Origin of the sequence: Sphingopyxis sp. (genome assembly GCF_016704835.1) — a bacterium.
Taxonomy (GTDB): domain Bacteria; phylum Pseudomonadota; class Alphaproteobacteria; order Sphingomonadales; family Sphingomonadaceae; genus Sphingopyxis.
Map to the genome: position 1 here is coordinate 12,153 of NZ_JADIZJ010000010.1, position 21,500 is coordinate 33,652.

Here is a 21,500-nt window from a genome sequence, read left to right on the forward strand (position 1 = left end):
TTCAAACCACACTCACCCCGGAATGGGGTGGGCGGCGAAGAAGCGGACCGGCAGGCCCGCCGGCGGAGCCGGGCAGCATCCGAAAGGACCGGAACGCAGAGGAGGTAAGCGCGCCCCGCGCGCGTTGCGGCCCGGCGCGGCGGGCCTAAAGGGAAGCGTCGCCTACCCCACCGACGGGAGAGCTACAGCAGCGCGATCGGGCCGGCGCAGCCCTGGCCCGATCTCCGCAGCTGGAAAGAACCGCAATCCGCAGGGCGGATTGACCGACCGGCGCGCCAGCGCCGCCCCGCCATGCTGATCGTCACCCGGCAGGGTCGAAACCCGTCAGGGGTTCGGTTGGGGCGCAGCGGAGATAGAGCGGCGGTCCCGCAGGGAGGCGCCAAATTCCCGGCGGCAGCAGGTCCAGAAATCGAGACCCAGTTCAGAAACGCAATGGTCTGAAAGCCGAAGAAGAGGACGGAACCGCCCTACGCCGCGATCGCCCGAAGTGCCTTATCCATCGAAAAGTTTCCCGTCGTGCCGTCTTCGAACGTCACGCCGAAACATCGCGTGGTGGCCGGGGCCGCGATCATGCACGGGATAGAACGAAGCTGGCGCTGACGGCAACGGCCAGTCGGTCTTGGCGCAATAGGCGACATAGGTGGCCTGAATATCTGCGAACTCGTTGCCGGAGAAAGCCTGCTTCAGCTCTTGGCCGTTGAGGATTTCCGCGAAATGCTCCTTTGCGGCGGTGACGGTCGGGAATGTCCTTCCGGTGCTGAGCGTCACTGATTTTGCCATCACAGTCTCCTGTAGTGCCTCTGCAAGCGAGTCTGACCCTTCTACTGGCGACTACACGCGCGGCGTAATGCGTGCTGCGGTTCGGATGTCGGCGATCTGGGTGCCGAGGGCCTGAAGGTTTTGACGCATATCGTTGAACACCGGCTGTTCGGCGTCGGGATCACTGATGGTCACGATCACCGTAAACGGCACGCCTTCTTCGGGCATGATCTCGCCCGCCCGCGTCAGATATTCGACGAAGAGACGCCAGTTCGATGATGGACCCACTCCCTGCGGGAAGGTTTTCGCCAAGACCTTCACCGGGCTCCATTTGAGATCGTGCTCGATGCGCTCCGCCTCGATCGGAGGAGCCTCCCGCCGTGACGGGAGATAGAGCGGCTCAAGCCGCCCCTTCCACCCGCCATTGGCCTGTTCCTGCTGCAAGACAGCGTTAATGTTGACGCGCACGAACTCCGATCCGAACCGGGCATCGAGCGGGGGCGTGGAGACGAGCGTAATCTTCGCGCGGCCACGGCACTTGCCTCCGGGACCGACCAGCGACGCCGGCCACTGGAAACGGAAGTTGATTTGCTGGTCCCGTTGGATGCGCGACGCGAAGACGAGAGTGATTGTGTGGTCACCCGTTTCTAGGATGCGGTCGGCCGAAGGCGGCATTCCGAACCCCGCCATATGCTTGGCGATCGGCGCGAGTGCCTTGACCTGCAAAGGAGTCGGCATTTCGGCATGATGAACGAGCAGGCCGATCAGGGTTTCACGCGAGACCTCACCCTCAATGGCGTGATCCAGGACAGCGGCCGTCTTCGCTGCAAGGGGCGCGGCATAGCTAGTCCCGCAGCCATCGACGATGATCCCATCCGGCAAGATCGAGAAAAGCCCGTGGCCGAGTTCAGGGTGCTGGGAACCCGCGCCACCGATGTGCGCCAAGTCGGGCTTGACGCCAGCGCGAAGTCCCGGGCCACGTCGGCTGTAGCGCGTCGGTGCGAATGGAAGGCACCCGTCATGGCCGGGCGGGTTTAGAGCCGCCACAGCGACATTGCGCGCGCTCTCGGCCGGCGTAAGCAGACCATCGTTGCGGGCGGTGGCGAGGTTGGCGAGCGCGGCCGTGGCATCGGCAGGCCATTCGGGGCGAAGGTCTTGCTGCTGTATGTTGCCGGCCGAAATGAAAACGATCGCGTTGTTGCTCTCAGCGATCTGATCGAGCCGCGCTGCGTGGGGACTGTAACGATCTGGCGCCGCCGGCTGAAGAATATTCAGGCTCATGTTGAACACGCGCACCCCATGTCGAGCGCGGGCGTCCGAAATGGCTGTCTCCATTTCATCGAAGAATTGCGGCAAGCCATCAGGATAATAGGAGGCGAAGGCTCCGGCTTTGCGTTCGTTCGGGAAGACTGCGACGTCGACCAGCTCCGCGCCGTCGGGCTCAGGGCAAATTTCCGCGCCGTTAAGCGCACCTCCCACCGCAGCCAATCCGCCGATGAACGTCCCATGCGCAAGGTCGGTATCTTCTTCCGCAAGAACGTCCCACCGATCGATGACCCAGTCTGACAGCGCTTCGCCGATTCCGCCGTCGATGATCCCGAGCCGAGGATGACTGCGGCGGCTGTCGCGGGCGGGAATGGTGACATCGGCAGGCCGCGCGCGCACGATAGGCGTGCTGACGGCCCGCACGACAATGCCTGGCAGTTCGATCCGGCGCACAAGCGGATGGCTGTCAAGGAAGGCGAGCAGCCGGGCGTGGCGACTCACGTCTGGATTGAATGCGACAAGCTCTCGCCGCCGCTCGCTGACCGGGGCATCATTCAGCCGTAGAACCGGCTGATCTCCAGACTGATCCAGTCGGACAGAGAGGATCGGCTGTTTGTGGCGACGGTTCGGCAAGCGTTCGACTGCGAGGCCGCGATCCAGCGCGGCGAAGCCGGCAACGAAGCTCTCGACAAGGCGCCGATGGCTCGGGTCGAGGCGGTCCCACTCCGAGCGCGGCGGCGGGCTGTCGAACAGTTCGACCTGATAGCTGCTGCCGGTCATCGGATTGGAGAGCCACGCCACAGCCTCATCGACCGAGAAGTTGCGCCGATCGCTCGGCCCATAGAGTTCGATCCGGTCAATGGCGCCGGTCTCGCTCTTTCGGGCAGACGGATAAGGTTCGTCCTTCTGCTTCTGCTCGTTGAAGCGCATTTCTGTGTGGGTTTCGGCCTTTGCGATCTCCGCGGCCACCTGGCGGAGCGTGCCGGGTCGGGCTTCGACGAGCATAACCCCGAGATCTCCGGCGCCAACGACAGGAGTGCGATCGTGCCGAAACAGGCTGGCGATCGGGCGATGGCTCTTGGCCCAAGCCTCGCGACGAAGGATGACCTTTACGAAGCCGACATCGCCTTGTGCTTGGGCGCTGAGAACGCCAGCAATCGTGTCGACCTGGCTCATCAGCGCGGCGCGGTGGGCGGTGAACTCGGCATCGCGGTGAGCGAAAAAGTCCTTCCGGCCGCCTCCGCCACCAGCGTCGCGCGCCTCCTCATAGTTTTCAGGATTGAGGACGATCTGAATGGGACTAGCCATTTAGCGTCTCCCCATCACCAGACTTGGCCGCTCGGCCGAGTTGACGGCTGACCGTCGATTTATCTTTGCCGGCAATCTCGCCGATGTCGGCCATCGAGAAGCCGAGGATCGGATCATCTCGCATGGCCCGAAATAGATTGCTGGAATCGTCGAACAGCAGCGCGCGGCGTTCACTTTGCACCCGAGCCGCGTTCAGCGTGGCGAATTGGCGGAGCGTATCGAGTAGCCCGCGCTTGTCCTCCTCGCGAACGGTGGTGGCCTTCTTATAGGTGCGCACGAGAGACTCGATCTCAGCGCCGGTCGAGCCTCGGTGAACCATGCGATCAGGCGCAAATGGATGTCCGGGGCTTTTACCGGCGGCATGAAATGCGCGGCGATCGCCTTTCGCATCTCGAAGTCGGGCTTGGGAATCTCAAGCTGAACCTCGAAACGCCGCCAGACGGCCGTGTCCAAGAGTTTCGGGTGATTGGTGATGCCGATCGTGAAGCCGACATCGCGGCGCGTATCGAGATTCTGCGAAGCGCGTTCACGACGCGCTTGATCTCGCCAACTTCCTGCGGATCGTCCCGAACTTTCGCGATCGCATCGAACTCGTCGAGCAGAAGGATGCAGCGGTGGCGGTTCGCGAAGGCGAACAGGTTCCCGATATTGCGTGCGGTCGTGCCGAGGAACGACGATACGAGCCCGTCCAGCTTCACCAGCACGACGGGAAGATCGAGCTGTTGCGCGATCCAAAGCGCAAGCCTGGTCTTTCCCGTCCCCGGAGCACCGTAAATAAGACAGGTCTTGGAAGGCCGAATGTCGATTTCCGACAGTGCGTCGAAGTTGGCCCATTCTTCGATAATGGTCTCAATGGCGTTACTGACGGTCGTGTTGAAGAGCGGCGCGGTCGGTTGAATGTCCGCCGGAAAGAGAATCTCCGCCAACGGCGCGGCTGTCTCTCGGTCGACCGGAACAGGCGTGTTCCGTGTCAGCGTCTCACCAGAGAGCTGCGCTTTGGACCGCTCGATCCGGCTCGGCGAAAGCTCCTTCGTCCGATCGGCGGTCGTGAGGATGCTGGTCAGAGCGGCGGACTGCTTGGATTCCCCATCCTTAGCCAGCGCGTCACGAAGTCGCTCGACCTGCTTGCGCAGAGCGGGTGAAGCGTCGGCCATTGCCGCGCGACAGAGGGCTTGGATGATCGAGAAATGGTCCATAAGCGATTCCCAGTGGCGCGTTGCACGATCACGCCAGTATGATGCATGTATATGGCTTTGCGTTGCATATCAATAGGTGTATGGTGCGAATGTGAGGCGTTGTGGTGCATGGTGCCAACCGGCCGCTGCAAGGAGGATGAGATATGGTGCTGGCAGAACACCGGGGGATCGTGCGACCGATCGATGCTTGGTCGACAAACAGATCGTTACGATCGTGTGGAGCGCGGCGGGCGACTCGCAATGCCCGCGATTTCGTCGATTGGCGGACCACGGTGGTCGATCCGTGGGGCGAAGCATGACGCCCGCCGCCCCACGTCCCTATCTGCGCTACGCCGCGATGAAGCATTTGTGCGAGGTGTGGACACGCGGCAGCGTGCCGAGATGGCCCTTCCTCGCAAAGTCCGTCGCCGCACGCCTCGTCGCTGGGCCGAATGCCCGGATGACCTGCATGACTACACCAACCGCGTCGCGCCGCGCCGGGCTTCGCGCCGGCCGCGCGAGGATGACGGGCCGATTGTCGTCACCGACGACTGGCCGGAGCAGGTTCCGATCGGCGACGCCGAGCTGCGCGGTCGAAGGCCATATGCGACACGAGCTGGACAAGCTGTTCGGACCGTTGCCGTGAAGTGAGGAGTGAAGCGTCATGACCAGCGCCGCCCTGCGACGAGATGAGGATGAGGCGCCGGTCGTGGCCACCGCCCGCGCCGCGCTCTACCTGCGGGTTTCCACCGGCCGCCAGGCCGAGAGCGACCTGTCGATTCCCGACCAGCGCCGCCAAATCGAAGGCTATTGCCTGTCGCGCGGCTGGGAGGTCGCGGCTGAGTTCGTCGAGCCGGGTAACACCGCCACCGACGATCGCCGGCCGGCGTTTCAGGCGATGATCGACGCGGCGATGGTCAAGCCACCGGCATTCAACGTCATCCTCGTCCACAGCTTCTCGCGGTTCTTCCGCGACCAGTTCCAGTTCGAGTTCTACGTCCGCAAGCTGGCGAAGAACGGGGTGAAGCTCGTCTCGATCACGCAGGACTTGGGTGATGATCCGATGAGCGTGATGATGCGTCAGATCATGACGCTGTTCGACGAATACCAGTCGAAGGAGAATGGCAAGCATACGCTGCGGGCGATGAAGGAGAACGCCCGCCAAGGCTTCTGGAACGGCGCGCGGGCGCCGATCGGCTATCGCGTGGTTGCGGCAGGCGAGCGTGGCGCGAAGATCAAGAAGAAGCTGGAAATCGACCCGCTCCAGGCCGAGACAGTGCGGCGCATCTACCGCATGGCGCTCAACGGCGTCGATAACAAAGGGCCGATGGGCCTCAAGTCGATCGCCATCTGGCTCAACGAGAACAACATCCGCACTCGCGATGGCGGGCGCTGGGGCTTGGGCGCGGTGCATCAGGTTCTCACCCGCACGACCTATGTCGGCCAGCACCGCTTCAACACCCGCGATCACAAGACGAAGACACCGAAGCCGGAGAGCGAGCACGCCGTCATGGAAGTGCCGGCGATCGTGTCGGAAGCCGAGTTCGAGGCCGTGCAACGCTCGCTCTGGGCGCGCAGCCCCAAGATGATGGCGCCAATGGCGGTGGGCGGCCCGACGCTGCTCACCGGCATCTGCTTCTGCGCGTGCTGCGGCGGCGCGATGACGCTGCGCACGGGCACTAGCAGCGTCGGCCGCGAGTATCGCTATTACACCTGCTCGACGAAGGCGCGGCAGGGTGCGACCGGCTGTCCGGGCATCACCGTGCCGATGGACCGGCTCAATGAGGCGGTGGTCGATCATCTCGAAGCGCGGCTGCTCGACCCGGCGCGGCTCGAAGCTCTGATGGATCAGATCCTCGAACGCCGCGACGAATGGGTGAACCAGCGCCGCGAGCGTCGCCGATCTTGAGCGGCGGGCGACCGAGGCCGAAGCGAAGCTCAAGCGACTCTATGATGCGATCGAGAACGGCGTCATCGACGTGAACGATTCGTCGCTCAAGGATCGCATCGCCGAGCTGACCGCGACTCGCGATCAGGCCAAGGGCGATGCCGAACGCGCGCTGGCGCATATCGTGAAGATCGGTCCGGCGATCACGCCGGACAGCCTGCGCGCCTTTGCGACCGCGCTGCGCAAGAAGCTGCGGAACGACGACGGGACGTTCGCCCGCGACCAGGTTCGGGCGGTAGCGCAGCGGGTCGAAGTGGTGAGCCGGAAGGAGGTCCGCATCCGTGGTCTGCGGAGCGAACTGCTCCGAACGCTAACCGCCGCCTCTGGCGTAGAGGCGGCGGTGCTAGGCGTTCGTGCCTTTGAACCGAAATGGCGCGCCCGGCAGGATTCGAACCTGCGGCCTGCGGATTCGAAGTCCGACGCTCTATCCAGCTGAGCTACGGGCGCCCGGCTGCGCGAATAGCGTGGTTTGCGCGGGCTGCAAAGCGGGTTAAGCAGCGTGCCGATGTCCGAATCCGACGCTCCTTCCACCGACCCGCGCTTGTCAGCGCGTCGAGTGTTAAGCACTTTCGCCATTACGACCTCGTGATGGCCGCTTTCGTCGCGGTGCTGCTGCTCAGCAACATGATCGGCGCGTCGAAGCTGTCGATGGTTGGCGGTTGACCTTTGGCGCAGGCATCCTGTTTTTCCTGATGAGCTACGTCATCGGCGACGTGCTGACCGAAGTCTATGGCTATGCCCGGGCGCGCAGGGTGATCTGGGCCGATTTCGGGCCGCTGATATTCATGGCGGTCATGAGCTGGGTCGTGCTCGCCATGCCCCCCGCGCCAGACTGGTGGTGCAGCGGGACCGAGGCGCTGACGCTGAAAGCCGGCGAGGCCAGTGGCAGCGGCGCGGTGTGCCAGGCGACCTATGACAGCGTATTCGGCAGCGCGTGGCGTATCGTCCTCGCGTCGATCGTCGCGTTCTGGGCCGGTGAGTTCGTCAACAGCTACGTCCTGGCGCGGATGAAGGTCGCGACGGGCGGGCGCTTCTGTGGATGCGCACGATCGGATCAACGATCGTCGGCCAGGGATCGACAGTCTGATCTTTACCCCATCGCCTTCCTCGGTATCTGGGAAACCGAGCAGGTGCTGCTGGTTATGGCGACGAACTGGGCGATGAAGGTCGCTTGGGAAGCAGCGTTAACCCCGCAACTTATCTGGTCGTGGGCGCGTTGAAACGCCGCGAAGGTGTCGATGTGTTCGACGAAGGCACCGACTTTACGCCATTCGCTGCCAAGGTTTGATCCATGACATTGATTGAAATCGCCTCGCTGTTCGAGGAACGGAAACTTTCGATCATCGAAGCGAGCGGCTTAGGCGATGCGTTGCACATCTATTTCGGGCTAGCGCTGTTTCTTGCCGTCCGGCCCGCATGGCGGTGGCGCGGCGGTTGGCTTGTCGCATGGTTTGCGGTGCTGGCGATGGCCTGCGGTGGCGAATGGCTCGACATGACCGCCGAACATAGTCGCTCGACGATCCAGCCCGATGCGGCGCATTGGCACGACATCTGGAATACGATGTTCTGGCCCACAGTGCTGCTTGTCATCGGGCGCTGGCTTCAGCCGAAAGCGAAGTCCGCGGTCGACGCGCCGACCGATTTGTCAGGCGAGGACGCCGAGGGCCGCCTCGAACAGGCGTAGCCCGTCGGTGCCGCCATGCGCGCGGTCGATCGCGCGCTCGGGGTGCGGCATCATGCCCAGCACATTGCCGGCGTCGTTCAGTACCCCTGCGATATCGCGCGCCGAGCCGTTGACGCTGTCAGCGTAGCGAAAGGCGACGCGCCCGTCGCCTTCGATGCGGTCGAGCGTTGCGGCGTCGGCGAAATAATTGCCGTCGTGATGCGCGACCGGAATGTTGATTTCTTCACCAGCGTTATAGCTCGCGGTGAACAGCGACTGGCTGTTTTCGACCCCAGCGGCACGGGGCGGCAGACAGTTCAACCCGGCGTTGCGCATCAGCGCGCCAGCAACTGCGCTTCGGTCAGCACCTGGAAACCGCTGCGACACGCCGAGCACCGGGACGCCGCGGCCTGCGGCATCGGCGACCGCGCGCAGGATCGGCGAGCGCGCCGCCATTGCGCCCGAAACGCAAATAGTCGCCATAGAAAACCGCCGGGCAGCGCGATGAACTCGGCGCCATCGGGCAGGTCAGTGTCGCGGTGCCACACCATCGCGGGCGCGCCACCAGTGACCCGTCTTAGCGCGACGGCCATGTCGCGGTCGCAGTTGAGCCCGGAAAGACGACGATAACGGCGGTCTTGCGGCTATGGTCTTTAGGGCGCTCGATGCGGTAGTTTTCGATCACCATATTGGCGAGCAGCTTGGCGCACATCGCATCGAGATCGCATCGTTTGTCCTGGTCGGCGACGTCGAGTTCGATGAAACGTCTGGCGCGGACGTCGGCGACGCTGCCGAAGCCCAGCCCTTCGAGGGCATGGTGGATCGCCTTTGCCCTGCGGATCCAGAACTCCCGGCTTGAGTGTCACATAGACATTCACTTTCATGGGCGTCGACCTTTGTAAGCGGGGGTGCGGGAGGATGGGCGCGCCTATGCCCGCGAATCAACTTCCGGGCAAGGGGTTGCGCAGCCTAAAAATGTCACTGTTCGAATTGCGAACCAGTCGCATCTTTCCTGTTGCGAATCCCCGCACTATCCCTACATCATGGTTGCTGAGAAGGATCTGCACATGGTCGTCTGTGTCTGCAACGCAATAAGAGAAAGCCAGCTGCGCGATGTCGCGCGCGATGGCCAGTTGCGCTGTGCCAAGGCAGCTTACGCACAATTGGGCCGCAAACCCAAGTGCGGCCAGTGCCCGCCTTTCGCCTGCATTATCATCAGCGCAGTCGCCGCCACCGCCTGATTTTCTTGGTTTTCGCCATTTTGACCTTGCTTGATGGGGCCCGCGCTTATAACGCGCCTATCCTGATTCCCGAGACAAAATGGCAGGAACGACACCATGAAGGGCGACGGAAAAGGTCATCGATTTTCTTAACGAGGCGTCAAGAACGAGCTGACCGCCATCAACCAATATTGGTTGCACTATCGCATGCTCGACAATTGGGCGTCGCGCGCCTCGCCAAGTTCGAACGCGAAGAGTCGATCGACGAGATGAAGCATGCCGACCAGCTTGTTGATCGCATCCTCTTTCTCGGCGGCCCGCCCAATTTCCAGATGCTCGGTCGGCTTCGCGTCGGCGAGACCGTCGAGGAAATCCTGAAGGCCGATCTCGCGCTCGAGGAAGAGGCGATCCCGCTGCTCTAGGACGCGATGGCGCACAGCGAAAGCGTGCGCGATTATGTCAGCCGCGACCTCTTTCGGGTCGATCCTGGCCAGCGAAGAACATCATGTCGACGAGCTGGAAAAGCAGTTCGAGATGATCGAGCGGATGGGGATCGAGAATTATATTCAGCTGCAGTCGAAGCCGTCGGGCGAAGAGATCGGATCTTCGTCATCCGGCTTTCGCCGGGATGACGGATCGGGCAACATCGACGGATCTGAGGGGCGCTTCCGAGCGCCTCTTTTTGCTTGTATTTGCAACTGTTTCTCAATAGCAAGATGAGGCAGTCCCTCCTGCCGGCCGCCGCATCTTAAAGATGCGCTTCAAAGCGGCCGGCATCCTTTCGAACCGGAAGAGGCGGACCACTTGGACCGGGAGGACGACACCATCATGCAAAGCAGCGCTGATCCGCCAATTGAGCGAGCAACCCGGGTGCGCGATCTCTCGGTCGAAGCCGCACAGGCGGTTCTCGCGCCCGTTACTGCATCCCCGCGCCGCCGCAGCGAGCGCGACCCGATCCCCGAACTCGAACGGCGCTGGGGCAACATCCTGGCTGCGCGGCGCTATCGCCTCGTGGTCGAAGGATCGGTCTTCGCGTCTGGCCGGACCCCTTTGTCGTCGCCCCGCCCTGCTGCCCGCGCATCAGTTTCTGACGAGGCGCTGCTTGCGGCGATGGTGAGCGCTGCGGCGCAGCGCGACCGGCCAGTTCGACTTTGCTGACCGCCGAGATGCTGGCGGCGACGCGCGCGAGATGATCTTCGCCGCGCTGGAGAATTTCATCCGTGCGCAAAAGCCGGAGCGGATCTAGCATAGCAAAAATGGGAGATTACCCATTGCCGTTATGAGTAGGAAACCGACCGTCTGAGAAGTTCGAATCATCGGACTTGATCCGGGATCCACGGCGACAGCGCAGCTATGGATCCCGGATCAAGTCCGCGATGACGATAAGGCGAATATCCTCCGTCGCGCAGCGATGGGAATGATAAACGGCAGCATCGGTCGTTAGCTGAGGCTCGCCCCTACTTGCCAACCTTGTCGCTCACCGCCTTGATCACGAGCGCCTTGTCGTCGACCAGATAGCGCCTGGCCAGCAGCCGCAACTCTGCCGGCGTCGCGGCTTCGACTTCGCCAATCCCCTGCGGCCGCGGTCCAGGCGATCGGTCTGGCTCGTCGCCTCGGCGACATAGTTCAACCAATAGGCGTTTTCACGCCGCGATTTGGTCATCGCTTCGACCAGCGGCTTGTGCGCGCGGTCGAGCAGGTCGGCATCGACGGGGGCGTCGCGCAGCTCCTTGGCGATCGCAAAGATAGCGGCGCGCGTTGTCGCCAGATCCTTGTGATCGACATTGCTTGCGGCGAAGAGATGGCCGTAGCCCGGAAATTCGTCCGACAGGCTGGCGGCCGCGCCGGGACCGTAGCTTTCCCCGAGCTTCGCGCAATTCCTCGGTCAGCTTCAATTGCATGACGCGCGCAAGCAGGTTGAGCCGCATCGCTTCGCTCAGGTTGCTGTCGTCGCGCGCGGGCCAGTAGACGCGAAGCTCGGCCTGCTCGGCCGGCCCCTTGTGGATCAGCGTCCGCCTCGCTGCGGTCAGCCGCAAATTACGCACCCGCGCCTCGCGGCGAATTAAAGGCGGCACGGCGTTCGGGCAATGCGCGAAAGGACGCCGCGATCGCATCGATCGCCGCCTGCTCGTCGATGTCCCTGACGACGCCGATCTCGATCGCGCCCTTTGCAAAGCCGTCGGCCAACACCGGTTTCAGCTGCGCCCAGTCGAGCGTCATCAGCTTGGCGAGCGGCGGGGTCTCGCGAGCGCGGGTCGTCGTTGACCAGAATGCCCTCGCGTCGCGGCCGATCACCGCCGCAGGGGTCGCATCATTCGCGGCATATTGCTGCGGCAGCACGCGGCGGATCAGCGCAAGCCCGTCGGGGCGATAGCCGGGTGGGTCAGAAACGCCGCCATCAACTTCGCCTGTAGCCCAAAATCTTCGGGCGAGGTCACGCGCCGCCGCCAAACGCATCGGTGGCATTGCCGAAACCGGGGCTGACCGTCTTGCCCGCGAGGATCGAACGCAGTTCGTCGAGGCTATGCGCCTCGAGCCCGCCCAGCATCAGTGATCCCGCCAGCGACACCTTCGTCGGATCGTTCCGCGTCGCGAGCAGATTGCCGCTATCGACACGCAGCGACAGCATCACGCGGTCTTTCTGAAAATCGGTTTTCTTGATGTTGAGCATGACATTGTTTGCGAAGCGGACCCGGCGAATACCGAGATCCTCGATCCGATCGTCGCTGACGATTCGTCCCGGGGTGCCGAAATTGTCATAGGCGAAGGCCGCATTGGCAGCTTCTGTCGGCGCCGCTACCGCAACCTGGGCCGAGCTGCGCAACGCGGCGAGGATCGCGTCGGTGCCGCTGTCGATCGGCTTTTCGCCGAAACCCGCGCGAGCGGCGCACCGAAGCCTCCATTCGCTTGCGGAACGCCGCGGGTACAAGCGCCGCGGCGCTGAGCGATGGTGCGGTCGCCTCAAACAACGCCTGCGACGTTTCAGGGCGGGCAAAAACGAAATCGCCCTTCGCCGCGGCAATCAGCGTCGGCGAGCGCATCGCTGCGCCGCGTCGTCACCCCGGCAACCGCATTGGCGCAGCGCAGTACGCCGCGTCGCCAGTTGCTCGGCAACTTCGGCTGAGTGAAGCCGCTCGATAGCGCGGCGCTGCTCCTGCTCGATCAGCGCCAGCGCTTCGCCACGCGCCCTTAGTGACCGCTCCGACGGTGACCTGATCGAAGACCTTCCAGCCCGCCGCTTCACCGGAAATAACCGCCCAAGATCGGCGATCCTCGTTGAGCGCAAGCTTCGCCAGACGGCGGCTGACGATCGCTTCGCCGACATCCTCGGCAAGGCTGCGCCGCGCTTCGCCTTTGGTATCGGCTTCGTCGACCCACGGTTTGAAGGCCGCGAGGGTGACCGATCCTGGATCGCGGGATCGATGAAATCGTCGGCGCCGCGGCGCGCTGATAATCGATCGTGCCGATGTCAGGATTGGCGCCGGCGGCACCGCGCCCTTCCAGTCGCCGAAACGCGCCTTGATCTTAGCCTCGACCGCCGCAGGATCGAAATCGCCGACCATCACCAGTGTCGCCCGCTCCGGCCGGTAGTAGAGATCATACAGGTCGCGCAGCCGCGTTGCTGGCGCAGTCTTTATCACCTCTTCGGTGCCCACCGGCAGGCGGCTCGCAACCTTCATCTCCCGCATCTGGAAATCGAGCTGGTCGATCAGATTGGCGCAGCTGATAGGTGTCGCGGGCGCGACGTTCGGACAGGATGATGCCGCGTTCGCGATCGACCGCAGTCGGATCGATCGCGAGCTCTCCACCGGTCTCTCGCATCAGCATCAGCCCGGTGTCGATCAGATCGTCCGAAGCATTGGGCAGGTCGAGCTGATAGATCGTCTCGTCAAAGCCTGTCGACGCATTGGTATCGGCGCCGAACGCCAGCCCTTTGCGTTCGAGCAGCTTGATCATCTCGCCTTCGGGCACGTTGGTCGATCCGTTGAACGCCATATGTTCGAGGAAACGGGCCAGCCCACGCCGGTCCTCGGCCTCGGCAAAGCTGCCGACGTCGAACCGCATCCGCAGGACGACGCTGTCCTTGGGCGCGCTGTTCGCCAGCAGCGCATATTTCATCCTGCTGGGCAGCACGCCAAAGACGATGTTCGATCGACCGGCACATCGCTGGCGGCGAAGTTCCACGCTTTCCCCGGCCTCGGTTTGCGGATTGGCGGCTGGTGGTCGCAGGGTGGCGCGCCGTACCGCGGGCAAGGCCGGTGCGGCGGTCGCGATCAGCAGGACGAGGGGCGAGCAGCGCGGCCGAAACACGCCGACAAAGGATTTGGTCACGCCCAACGGTGTGGCCACCCCGCGGCCGGTCAAGCGCTGGTTATGCGACCCACCTGATGCTTTGGAACGACGACGTCTGGCGGCGATCGGCCGCCTTTGCGGCACAAAGCGCTGCGTCGGCGACCTCGCAGAGATCGCGTGCCATATGCCCATGCTTCCGGGCCAGGACGCGGCGCCGATGCTGGCGTTCACGCGGATCAGACGACCGTCGATGCGATAGGGCGCGGCGAGCGCTGAAAGAATGTGGTCGGCGAGAGAGGTTTCGAGCAGCCGCGATCCGCTGGCGCCAGGATTGCTAATTCGTCGCCACCCTGCCTCGCGACGACGGCATGCCGGCCGCACGCCCCGCGCAGCCGCTCGGCAATTTCGCACAGCAGCAGGTCACTGACGGCATGCCCATGCGCATCATTGACCGGTTTGAAAACCCATTGAGATCGAGCAACGCGATGAAGAAATGGTTGCCGGCGCCCGCGGCCGCGATTTCCTCGGTCGAGACAAAGGTCGAATTCACGCTGATTGGCCAGCCCAGTGAGCGGCCGGTGCACGCGAGCCCGCGCATCTGGCGCTGCAATTCGAGCAGGCCGATCACCCGGTCATGCTGCTGGATCACCACACGGAGCAGGAACAGAGTCGCGATGACCAGACTGGTGCCAGCCGCAATTTCGGGCGAGCGCCCTGACGTCCGCATCAACAGCGAACGGGACCCAGTCCGACCCCAAGGTTCACGAACGCCGCAAACTGGATCGACGACAGGCAATCAGGCAGTCGCGAGCGACCCCATCGCCATGATCATCGCATAATTAGCTAAAAGGCGCCGCAGGCGCAGCAAGCCAGCTGGTCACCGTCCAGACGCTGCACATCAGCGCCGTGATGCCCGACAGTCAGCTGGCCTCCGGATCAGGCGTGGTTGACGCAGCGCGGGGGCTCATTCTTGCGGCCGCGATTGTGCATGAGGAACAGGGAAACCGAGGATGCCAACAGCGGCGAGGATCACCGGAAAACCGATGCGAACTGCCGACGAACCGCCGCGACCCCGCATAAATCGCAGATAAGTCGTCGCCGCGAGCATCAGGAAGAGCATCGGGGTCAGCGTCTCGATGCGATTGGCGCGCAGTATCGCGACATCGTCCCGGATTCTCCGGCACCGGCGGAAAATCCGCATGATCAACTCCTGTTAAAGACCCCCCGCGATTACGACGGCCTAACAACCTGACGGTAAATCAACCCCAGCCAAGCGGCCCCGCCCGGCAATCCGGCCGATCAGCTGCCCTTTTTTCCGATGGCTTTCGAGATCGGTTGACGGCATTATCGCCGCCTCGGCAGCGGCGGCCAAGCCGGCGCGCGACTTCCTGATAGGCTTCTTCCTCACCGCCGAGGTCGCGGCGGAAGCGGTCCTTGTCGAGCTTTTCGCCGGTGGTCATGTCCCACAGGCGGCAGCTGTCGGGGCTGATCTCGTCGGCCAGGATCACGCGGCTGTAATCGCCGTCCCAGATGCGGCCGAATTCCAGCTTGAAATCGACCAGGCGGATGTTGATCGCCGCGAACATGCCGCACAGGAAATCGTTCACCCGGATCGCCATCGACGAGATGTACTGCATCTCATCGTTGTTGGCCCAGCCAAAGCAGGCGATGTGCTCTTCCGCGATCATCGGATCGCCCAGCGCATCGTCCTTGTAATAGTATTCGATCAGCGTGTGCGGCAGCGGTTCGCCCTCGGGGATGCCGAGGCGCTTGGAGATCGAGCCCGCCGCGACATTGCGCACCACCACTTCGATCGGCACGATTTCCACCTGGCGGACCAGCTGCTCGCGCATGTTCAGCCGGCGGATGAAGTGGTTGGGCACGCCGATGTGGTTGAGCCGGGTGAACACGAACTCGCTGATGCGGTTGTTGATCACGCCCTTGCCCTGGATCGTGCCCTTCTTCTGGGCGTTGAACGCGGTGGCGTCGTCCTTGAAATACTGGATCAGGGTGCCAGGCTCGGGCCCTTCGTAGAGGATCTTGGCCTTGCCTTCGTAGATCTGGCGGCGACGGGACATGGCGCAAACTTCGTCGAACCAATGAATGACCCCGGCAAAGCGACTCAGATGGAGGCGCGGCGCCGGGGCGATGGGGCCTATAGTGGCAAAGGTCGGCGCGTCATCCCGGCATCGCGGCCACCTCCTTACGTTTACGTCAACTAGAGCCAGCACTCTCCCCGTGTCGCTTGCAACGATGAACGAAGCCGCGAGACAGATGAGCTTCGACCAGATCTGCTCTCGCGACAAGCATGAGGGCATCGCGCCGCTGACGTTGCACCGCCCCGACCGGATGAACGCCTTTCACGACCGAAATGATGCTAGAAATCGCCGCGGCGCTCGACGAGTGGGACGCCGACGACGGCGTCCGCGCGGTGATCTTCACCGATCGGGCGACTGCGTTTATTGCGCCGGCGCCGATCTGGGCCAGGTGCCGCCACCTTCGGATTCGCGACAAGCGCAACGGACAAGCTGGCGATCCTGCCCGATGGCATGTCGGCAAGCCCGGTCAGCGAAGACGGCACGATCGACTGGTCGCACCTGCTGATCTGCGATCTCGGGTGGGCGCAGTCGATGCGGATCTTCGACCGCAAAAAGCCGGTATTGGGAGCGATCAACGGCGCCGCGGTGGGTATCGGCAAACGATACGATGACGCTGTCGATGGACGCTCGCCCGCCATGGCGACCGCGCGCTACGGCTTCGTCTTCGCGCCGCGGGATCGTGCCCGGAAGCGGCGCCGAGCTGGTTCCTGCCCCGCCTCGTCGGCATCCAGAATGCAGTCGACTGGCGCTATTCGGGCCGCCCGATCGACGCCGCCGAAGCACACGAAAAGGGGGCCCGTCCAATCGGTCCACAAGCCACGAGCTGCTATCGACGCCGCGATCGCCAAGTCGCGCGAGTTGGGACTGATCACAGCGCCCCGGTATCGGTCGCGTTCACTCGCCACATGCTGTGGCGCATGCTCGGTGCGCCGCACCCCATGAGCGCGCACCGCTGGGACAGCTGCGCGATCTTCGCCCGCGGACGCAGCGCCGACGCCGCCGAGGGGTGTCGAGCTTTCTCGAAAAGCGCCCCGCCAACTTCACTGTCAGCGTCGCGAACGACTATCCCTGGTTCGCCGAATTCGAGGATGCGGCGCCGCGCCAGCTAAGTTGGCAATATATCTCCGTTGCCCACGCGCCGCCGTCATGCTGTGCGTTTCGAGCGGCCGGCGTATGGCTGGTGGATCGTTTCAAGATTGTGCCAGTTCGCGGTGACCCGCCTGCGCGTCAGCTGCACTGGGAACATAACCCCGATTCTATGTGTTGGCCCATGCAAGCCGGGGCGAGGACGCACGCAGCGCCGATACACGCGCCGCGTCGGAAATGCCTTTCGTATAGGCTTCCATACCCCGGCGAGGTGACGCTGTGCCCGCTGACCTCGATCTCCGCCGGGCGCCCGTCGTGCGACAGGTCGAACGCCCAGGCGTTATGGTTGTCGCCCGATGAAGGTGACGAGATCGGCGTCAGCTTCGCGCGCTGCCGCGAGCAGGCGCGAGCGCCGCCGGATAGCCGTCCCAGCTGTCCATGTCGATTGGCAGCCCCGCCTTTGCCGCCAGCTGCGACACCTCGACGCGGCGCTTCACATAGTCGGGTTGGTCGGCGTCGAACCAATTGCGCGATCTGGATGGCGTGAACAGGTTGCCCACCACGATTCGCTGCGCGTGTATTCCGGCCAGCGCGTTCCGCTTTCACCGAACGGTCCAGGCCGTCAGAACAGCCGCACCCTCCTGCTCGGCGCCCATCAACCGCCGCGCGGGGCCGCGGTAATCACTCTCGGCGAATTGTTTCAGGTCCAGGCAACGTCGCGCTTGCCTCGTAGAACTTTCGCCCAGCCCGAACGGCTGGTCGCGCGCGGTGATCCGCGTTTCGGGCAGGAAGATCGTCGCCAGGTCCCCTGCCTGATACCGGCGCCAGCGCGCGTCGGCGGCGGGCATCCATTCGCCATGCGCGCGCTCGGCGGCGGCTTCACGCGCGCGCCATTCGCCCCTGCCTTCATTAGATTCCCGGCGCCGCCTTTCCACACGTCGTTCGCGAATTCATGGTTTCGTCCCATTGCATGATCACTTTGAACAGCTGGGCAACCGCTGCAAATCGGGATCGCTGGGTGATAGGCGGCGTAGCGGAGTCGATAGTCCGCGAAAGCGCGACAATCTTCCTGCGTCGGCTGGATATCGCGGCCAGGCAACGTGTCTTGCAGCGCGGGATAATGGCCGACCCCTATTCATAGAGATAGTCGCCGATGCGCGCGACGAGGTCGATGTCGTTCCGGCGGCGGCATGTACATAGGCATTGAACCAGCCGAACGGCAGGTTCGAGCAGGAGAAGAGCGCGATGGTGAAGGCGCTCGCCGGGCTGGTGGGCAACGTCTGCGTCCGGCCGGTCACCGATCTGGTGCCGTCGGGGGCGATGAAGCGATGGAAATACCAGCGGCCGGGTTGAAGGCCGTCGACGACGATTTTCGCGCAATGATCGCGTTCGCCCTCGGCGTGATGACGCGTTGCCGTTTCCAGCGACGCGTCCAAAATCGGCGCTTTCGGGATGCCTGACGGTCAAGGCGCTGTCGTTCGCCGCGGCGTAGCGTCCACACAGCAGCATCGAATTGGCCCCCGGCTCGCCGCTCGCGGACGCTGGGGCGGGGTGAAGCCCTGTGCCATGTTCGAAGCGCCGCGCCGGGCAGCGACACCGCCGCGAGCCCCGCGGTGCCGAGCTTGATCAGCAGGCGCCGGTCCACCTGCCCCAAAGCTGGTGCATCGCAACTCCCCTCTCGTCCAACCCGGTTTCTTTAGTCTTGCCTTTGTTAATGATCTGGCGCGGCTATCCCAGCACGCCCATGGCGAGCAGCAGCAGCATGAACATGATGACCGCATACGAGAGCTGAAAAAGAGCAGCAACAAGTCGCGCGAGCAGGCGCCGAACCGCGACTAATGATAAGTGCCTAGCAGTTGCTGGGTACATATGGAAAGGCACATAAAGCATCGCGAAATGCTTTCGGGGCATCGCCGAATATCAGGGTTGAAACAATCGCACGGCGACAACCCGCAGCGGCATGTGAAGCTGATCGAATAAGTGACGAAGACGAAATGGTCGTACGTGTGAAAGCGGCGGTTGAACGGAAAGAGCAGCCACATGAAGGGCAGCGATGAACGGGACCAGCGCCCATGCGAATTTTTATAGGCATTCGCCTGCAATTTGTAGAGCACGAGCGCCGGGTTCGCGATCGCCTTCTCCAGCCCATGGTCGAGCGAAGTGACGCCGGTGGTTTGACCTTGGTGCGCGAGAGAAACTTTCGATGCCGGTCATCATCTGCCTGTAGAGGGATCGTCGAGCACCGGTGGCCTCTCGTCGCGCGCTCCTCCTTGCTGAGGCTGCGCGCGACACCGAGATAGTCAGCGCTTTTGAGAAGCGTTGCGTACTCCCTCGCCGAGCAGCATCCGCTCGGCTGGCTTCAGATCCTTTGTTGCGAGGCGCGCGTCGACGCAGCTTGACCTCTTCTCGAAACTTTCCTTGAGCGCGTTCGAGCGCGTCTGCTCGGCTGCCGCCTTGGCGATCCCCTCGCCGACCCCGCCGCCGCTACTCGACGACGGCCAGCACGGGCATAGGTGAGGAAAACCGCGAACAGGAACAGCGCAAGCGGCGAGATGAACGCGCGCGTTCGCCATGGATGTAGCGGCGCGTCAGATCACCGGGCCGCCACGCGAGCAGCGCGGCAGCGTGGCTCCAGATCTTGCGGGCGAAATGAAAGATCGCGTGAACCAGATCGTGTCCGATCGCGCCTAAACTGCGATGCACGTCGGCGCGCTGGCCGCAATAATGACAATGCGACCCGGCAAGACTGGTGCTGCAATTAAGGGCAGCGCAGCGGCGCGTGACCCGGGTCTGCGCCGCCAGCGTGGCGCGATCTGGACCGCATGTCCTGCCAGACCGGCGGTGACCGCCGCCCTGATGCCTTGATATCCCCGCCTATGGCGCCCGGCCTAAAGGCGCGCGAGGAAGGGCGCAACGGATCTCACCACAAACGTGATAGTGGCGGCCGCGCGAACGCTCAAGCTCCCTGACCCGCCCCGCCGATGCCCGGCGACGCCCCGCCCTGATCGTCGATACATGGCGCGCGCAGCGCGCGCCGCCGCGAAACAGCTCGCGCCGAAGGCGATGGTGGACAAGGCCGCCGGGCTGGCTGCGGCGGCGGCACAGATCTGCGCCCGGGCGACCGTAATTCTGGCCGCCAATGCAGAGGATATGACTTCGCAGGAAGGACAAATCGGCCGGCCGGGCGCGATGCTCGACCGGTTGCGGCTCGATGCGGGCCGCCTGGCCGGGAGCGCTGATGCCATCGACGCGGTTGCTGCGCCCCTCGACCCTTCACGTGCCGAAATCGACTGCGGGACGCGGCCCAACGGGTTGGTGCTCAGTGCCGCGTGCGCGTGCCGCTCTCGGCGTCGTCGGTAACATCCATGAAAGCCACCCCAATGTGACCGCCGCCGATGCTGCGGCGCTCGGGCTGATGTCGGGCAACGCCGGGATCCCGCGCGGCGGCAGCGAGGCGGTCCATTCAACCGGGTGCGATCCACGTGGCATTCGCGGCGGGCTGGTCGATGCCGACTCTGCCCGCCGATGCGGTGCAATCCCGTACCCATGCGTGATCGCGCCGCGGTCGGTGCGACGCTGCGCGCGCGCGGGCCGATCGACATCATCATCCGCGGCGGCAGCGCCTTGTCGCGCGCGTCCAGGACGAGGCGCGCGTGCCTGTGCTCGCGCATCTCGACGGGATCAACCACCTCTTTATCGACGGCGCGGCCGATCCGGGCAAAGGCGATCGACCCGGCCGTGAACGCCAAGATCCGCCGCACTGGCGTCTGCGGCGCGACTGGAGATGTGATCCTGGTCAACTGCGCCTATCCCGCACCGCTGGCGATCATCGATGCGCTGGTCGCAGCTGGCTGCGGGGCGCGCGGCGACAAAGCCATCATGGTATTGAGCTCGCATGTCGAAGCTGCGTCGACCGCCGACTGGGACTGCGAATAATCCGACGCGATCGTCTCGATCGCTGGGCTGGGTCGATGGTTCCTCGACGGCGCGCTTCCGCACATATCGACGCGCATTCGAGCCGCCACACCGACGCGATCGTTACCGGAGGATGCCGCGACCGCCGAACGCTTCCTCGCCGAAGTCGACAGCGCGATCGCTCATGCACAATGCCTCGACGCAGTTCGCCGACGGCGGCGAATTCGGGCCTCGGCGCCGAAATCGGCATCGCCACGGGTCGCCTCCACGCCTGCGTGGCCCGGTCGCGCTCGAAGGGCTCACGACATATAAATGGCTTCAGCGCGGCATCGGGTCAGGTCCGGCCTTGACGGAAATCCAAACGCCTGTGGCGTCCCGTCGGCCCCATGAATCCGCGCTGATCGCCGCCAGCCCGGGCGGGAATTCCCGCCAAGGCTGCCTGACCAACCGATCTTCTATCCGGTCACCACGTTCGATTATGCGGTGACGATCGCGTGACTGGAACGTCCCTGCGTCGGGATCCGGCTTTGTGACCGAGTTCGACGTCTCGACCGACTATCTCGCCGGCTATAAGGTCGAGCAAGCGGGCGGACGCGCACATCAAGAATATTGATCCCGGCGGAAGAATTGCTCGCCTTCTACCAAGCGATCATCGGCCATATCAGAGTGGTGAAATCATTCTCGAATGATCCCCACCGGCCTCTCGCGGCAGTTTTCAATCCCGCGCATGGCGGGCATCGCGCGATCAGGCCTGAATGCAATCGATGC

At 63.8% G+C, this 21,500-nt stretch carries 22 protein-coding genes, 1 tRNA gene and 4 pseudogenes; 8 read left to right on the forward strand and 19 right to left on the reverse strand.

The annotated features are described in order from the left end of the window. Window positions 1-492 precede the first annotated feature (492 nt). The 4 genes from IPF76_RS13805 to IPF76_RS13820 all read right to left on the reverse strand — a co-directional run bounded on the left by IPF76_RS13805 (window position 493) and on the right by IPF76_RS13820 (window position 4,529). Window positions 493-780: a hypothetical protein gene (locus tag IPF76_RS13805; RefSeq protein WP_293845069.1), complete on the reverse strand. Its 288-nt coding sequence runs from the start codon at window positions 778-780 to the stop codon at window positions 493-495. Between the two features lie 51 nt (window positions 781-831). Beyond that, window positions 832-3,201 carry a S8 family peptidase gene (locus IPF76_RS13810; protein ID WP_293845072.1) on the reverse strand — a complete coding sequence of 790 codons (2,370 nt, stop codon included), beginning with the start codon at window positions 3,199-3,201 and terminating at the stop codon, window positions 832-834. A 124-nt stretch (window positions 3,202-3,325) separates the two neighbouring features. Beyond that, window positions 3,326-3,610 (reverse strand): hypothetical protein, encoded by a 285-nt coding sequence (locus IPF76_RS13815; protein ID WP_293845075.1) that lies wholly within the window; start codon window positions 3,608-3,610, stop codon window positions 3,326-3,328. 73 nt (window positions 3,611-3,683) lie between these two features. After that, window positions 3,684-4,529 carry an AAA family ATPase gene (locus IPF76_RS13820; protein WP_293845078.1) on the reverse strand — a complete coding sequence of 282 codons (846 nt, stop codon included), beginning with the start codon at window positions 4,527-4,529 and terminating at the stop codon, window positions 3,684-3,686. A gap of 643 nt (window positions 4,530-5,172) precedes the next feature. On the opposite strand from IPF76_RS13820, the gene IPF76_RS13825 reads away from it, so the two are divergent. Beyond that, the gene (locus IPF76_RS13825) at window positions 5,173-6,417 is read left to right on the forward strand and encodes a recombinase family protein (protein WP_293845081.1); all 1,245 of its coding nucleotides are present in this window, start codon (window positions 5,173-5,175) and stop codon (window positions 6,415-6,417) included. 409 nt (window positions 6,418-6,826) lie between these two features. On the opposite strand, the gene IPF76_RS13830 is transcribed toward IPF76_RS13825, so the two are convergent. Then, window positions 6,827-6,903 (reverse strand) — tRNA-Arg (locus tag IPF76_RS13830). A 212-nt stretch (window positions 6,904-7,115) separates the two neighbouring features. Between IPF76_RS13830 and IPF76_RS13835 the strand changes: the two genes are divergently transcribed. Both IPF76_RS13835 and IPF76_RS13840 read left to right on the forward strand, forming a co-directional pair. After that, on the forward strand, window positions 7,116-7,676 hold the full coding sequence (locus tag IPF76_RS13835; protein ID WP_293845084.1) for a VUT family protein: 561 nt from the start codon (window positions 7,116-7,118) through the stop codon (window positions 7,674-7,676). Window positions 7,677-7,747: 71 nt separating this feature from the next. Beyond that, window positions 7,748-8,140, forward strand: a complete 393-nt coding sequence (locus IPF76_RS13840; protein ID WP_293845086.1) for a hypothetical protein — start codon at window positions 7,748-7,750, stop codon at window positions 8,138-8,140. Here IPF76_RS13840 and purQ read toward each other — a convergent pair. Both purQ and purS read right to left on the reverse strand, forming a co-directional pair. Further along, window positions 8,102-8,804, reverse strand: a pseudogene (gene purQ, locus IPF76_RS13845) (phosphoribosylformylglycinamidine synthase subunit PurQ). The gene IPF76_RS13840 and the pseudogene purQ sit on opposite strands and share 39 nt — an antisense overlap. Continuing rightward, window positions 8,778-9,003: pseudogene (gene purS, locus IPF76_RS13850) on the reverse strand (phosphoribosylformylglycinamidine synthase subunit PurS); the annotation flags it as partial. The pseudogenes purS and purQ, both read right to left, overlap by 27 nt. 183 nt (window positions 9,004-9,186) lie before the next feature. On the opposite strand from purS, the gene IPF76_RS13855 reads away from it, so the two are divergent. The 3 genes and pseudogenes from IPF76_RS13855 (at window position 9,187) to IPF76_RS13865 (ending at window position 10,497) form a co-directional block, all read left to right on the forward strand. Beyond that, complete coding sequence (locus IPF76_RS13855) at window positions 9,187-9,360, forward strand: (2Fe-2S)-binding protein (RefSeq protein ID WP_293845136.1); 174 nt, start codon at window positions 9,187-9,189, stop codon at window positions 9,358-9,360. Between the two features lie 150 nt (window positions 9,361-9,510). Further along, window positions 9,511-9,933: pseudogene (gene bfr / locus IPF76_RS13860) on the forward strand (bacterioferritin); the annotation flags it as partial. A 234-nt stretch (window positions 9,934-10,167) separates the two neighbouring features. Next, entirely contained in the window at window positions 10,168-10,497 is a 330-nt protein-coding gene (locus IPF76_RS13865) for a hypothetical protein (protein ID WP_293845089.1), read from the forward strand. A gap of 299 nt (window positions 10,498-10,796) precedes the next feature. On the opposite strand, the gene IPF76_RS13870 is transcribed toward IPF76_RS13865, so the two are convergent. From IPF76_RS13870 to purC, 8 genes are all read right to left on the reverse strand, one after another. Further along, the gene (locus IPF76_RS13870) at window positions 10,797-10,973 is read right to left on the reverse strand and encodes a hypothetical protein (RefSeq protein WP_293845092.1); all 177 of its coding nucleotides are present in this window, start codon (window positions 10,971-10,973) and stop codon (window positions 10,797-10,799) included. 403 nt (window positions 10,974-11,376) lie between these two features. Next, window positions 11,377-11,796, reverse strand: coding sequence for a hypothetical protein (locus IPF76_RS13875; protein WP_293845095.1), 420 nt, complete (start codon window positions 11,794-11,796; stop codon window positions 11,377-11,379). After that, the gene (locus IPF76_RS13880; protein ID WP_293845097.1) at window positions 11,774-12,268 is read right to left on the reverse strand and encodes a hypothetical protein; all 495 of its coding nucleotides are present in this window, start codon (window positions 12,266-12,268) and stop codon (window positions 11,774-11,776) included. The genes IPF76_RS13875 and IPF76_RS13880 overlap by 23 nt, the downstream gene beginning before the upstream one ends. 127 nt (window positions 12,269-12,395) lie before the next feature. After that, window positions 12,396-12,980, reverse strand: a complete 585-nt coding sequence (locus IPF76_RS13885; protein ID WP_293845100.1) for an insulinase family protein — start codon at window positions 12,978-12,980, stop codon at window positions 12,396-12,398. Next, window positions 12,937-13,671, reverse strand: coding sequence for an insulinase family protein (locus IPF76_RS13890; protein WP_293845102.1), 735 nt, complete (start codon window positions 13,669-13,671; stop codon window positions 12,937-12,939). The genes IPF76_RS13885 and IPF76_RS13890 overlap by 44 nt, the downstream gene beginning before the upstream one ends. Window positions 13,672-13,868: 197 nt before the next feature. Continuing rightward, window positions 13,869-14,216: a diguanylate cyclase gene (locus IPF76_RS20890; protein WP_366499710.1), complete on the reverse strand. Its 348-nt coding sequence runs from the start codon at window positions 14,214-14,216 to the stop codon at window positions 13,869-13,871. Window positions 14,217-14,596: 380 nt separating this feature from the next. Continuing rightward, on the reverse strand, window positions 14,597-14,833 hold the full coding sequence (locus IPF76_RS13900) for a hypothetical protein (RefSeq protein WP_293845108.1): 237 nt from the start codon (window positions 14,831-14,833) through the stop codon (window positions 14,597-14,599). Window positions 14,834-14,891: 58 nt separating this feature from the next. Continuing rightward, complete coding sequence (purC, locus tag IPF76_RS13905; protein WP_293845111.1) at window positions 14,892-15,710, reverse strand: phosphoribosylaminoimidazolesuccinocarboxamide synthase; 819 nt, start codon at window positions 15,708-15,710, stop codon at window positions 14,892-14,894. Window positions 15,711-16,181: 471 nt separating this feature from the next. Between purC and IPF76_RS13910 the strand changes: the two genes are divergently transcribed. After that, window positions 16,182-16,673 carry a hypothetical protein gene (locus IPF76_RS13910; RefSeq protein ID WP_293845114.1) on the forward strand — a complete coding sequence of 164 codons (492 nt, stop codon included), beginning with the start codon at window positions 16,182-16,184 and terminating at the stop codon, window positions 16,671-16,673. Between the two features lie 521 nt (window positions 16,674-17,194). Here IPF76_RS13910 and IPF76_RS13915 read toward each other — a convergent pair. From IPF76_RS13915 to IPF76_RS20895, 4 genes are all read right to left on the reverse strand, one after another. Further along, entirely contained in the window at window positions 17,195-17,377 is a 183-nt protein-coding gene (locus tag IPF76_RS13915; protein ID WP_293845116.1) for a hypothetical protein, read from the reverse strand. A 42-nt stretch (window positions 17,378-17,419) separates the two neighbouring features. Continuing rightward, a complete protein-coding gene (locus tag IPF76_RS13920; RefSeq protein ID WP_293845119.1) occupies window positions 17,420-17,752 on the reverse strand; it encodes an alkaline phosphatase D family protein in 333 nt (110 codons plus the stop codon). A 39-nt stretch (window positions 17,753-17,791) separates the two neighbouring features. Further along, window positions 17,792-18,253, reverse strand: coding sequence for a PhoD-like phosphatase N-terminal domain-containing protein (locus IPF76_RS13925; RefSeq protein WP_293845122.1), 462 nt, complete (start codon window positions 18,251-18,253; stop codon window positions 17,792-17,794). 864 nt (window positions 18,254-19,117) lie between these two features. Beyond that, window positions 19,118-19,390 carry a hypothetical protein gene (locus IPF76_RS20895; RefSeq protein WP_366499713.1) on the reverse strand — a complete coding sequence of 91 codons (273 nt, stop codon included), beginning with the start codon at window positions 19,388-19,390 and terminating at the stop codon, window positions 19,118-19,120. A gap of 392 nt (window positions 19,391-19,782) precedes the next feature. Between IPF76_RS20895 and IPF76_RS13940 the strand changes: the two are divergent. After that, window positions 19,783-21,060: pseudogene (locus IPF76_RS13940) on the forward strand (glutamate-5-semialdehyde dehydrogenase); the annotation flags it as partial. Window positions 21,061-21,500: the final 440 nt, after the last annotated feature.

Coding starts and splice junctions, on each gene's coding strand:
- IPF76_RS13805 (WP_293845069.1), bottom strand. CDS start 780: ATGGCAAAATCAGTGACGCTCAGCACCGGAAGGACATTCCCGACCGTC.
- IPF76_RS13810 (WP_293845072.1), bottom strand. CDS start 3,201: ATGAGCCAGGTCGACACGATTGCTGGCGTTCTCAGCGCCCAAGCACAA.
- IPF76_RS13820 (WP_293845078.1), bottom strand. CDS start 4,529: ATGGACCATTTCTCGATCATCCAAGCCCTCTGTCGCGCGGCAATGGCC.
- IPF76_RS13825 (WP_293845081.1), top strand. CDS start 5,173: ATGACCAGCGCCGCCCTGCGACGAGATGAGGATGAGGCGCCGGTCGTG.
- IPF76_RS13840 (WP_293845086.1), top strand. CDS start 7,748: ATGACATTGATTGAAATCGCCTCGCTGTTCGAGGAACGGAAACTTTCG.
- IPF76_RS13855 (WP_293845136.1), top strand. CDS start 9,187: ATGGTCGTCTGTGTCTGCAACGCAATAAGAGAAAGCCAGCTGCGCGAT.
- IPF76_RS13865 (WP_293845089.1), top strand. CDS start 10,168: ATGCAAAGCAGCGCTGATCCGCCAATTGAGCGAGCAACCCGGGTGCGC.
- IPF76_RS13875 (WP_293845095.1), bottom strand. CDS start 11,796: ATGCGTTTGGCGGCGGCGCGTGACCTCGCCCGAAGATTTTGGGCTACA.
- IPF76_RS13900 (WP_293845108.1), bottom strand. CDS start 14,833: ATGCGGATTTTCCGCCGGTGCCGGAGAATCCGGGACGATGTCGCGATA.
- purC (WP_293845111.1), bottom strand. CDS start 15,710: ATGTCCCGTCGCCGCCAGATCTACGAAGGCAAGGCCAAGATCCTCTAC.
- IPF76_RS13910 (WP_293845114.1), top strand. CDS start 16,182: ATGTCGGCAAGCCCGGTCAGCGAAGACGGCACGATCGACTGGTCGCAC.
- IPF76_RS20895 (WP_366499713.1), bottom strand. CDS start 19,390: ATGGCGAACGCGCGCGTTCATCTCGCCGCTTGCGCTGTTCCTGTTCGC.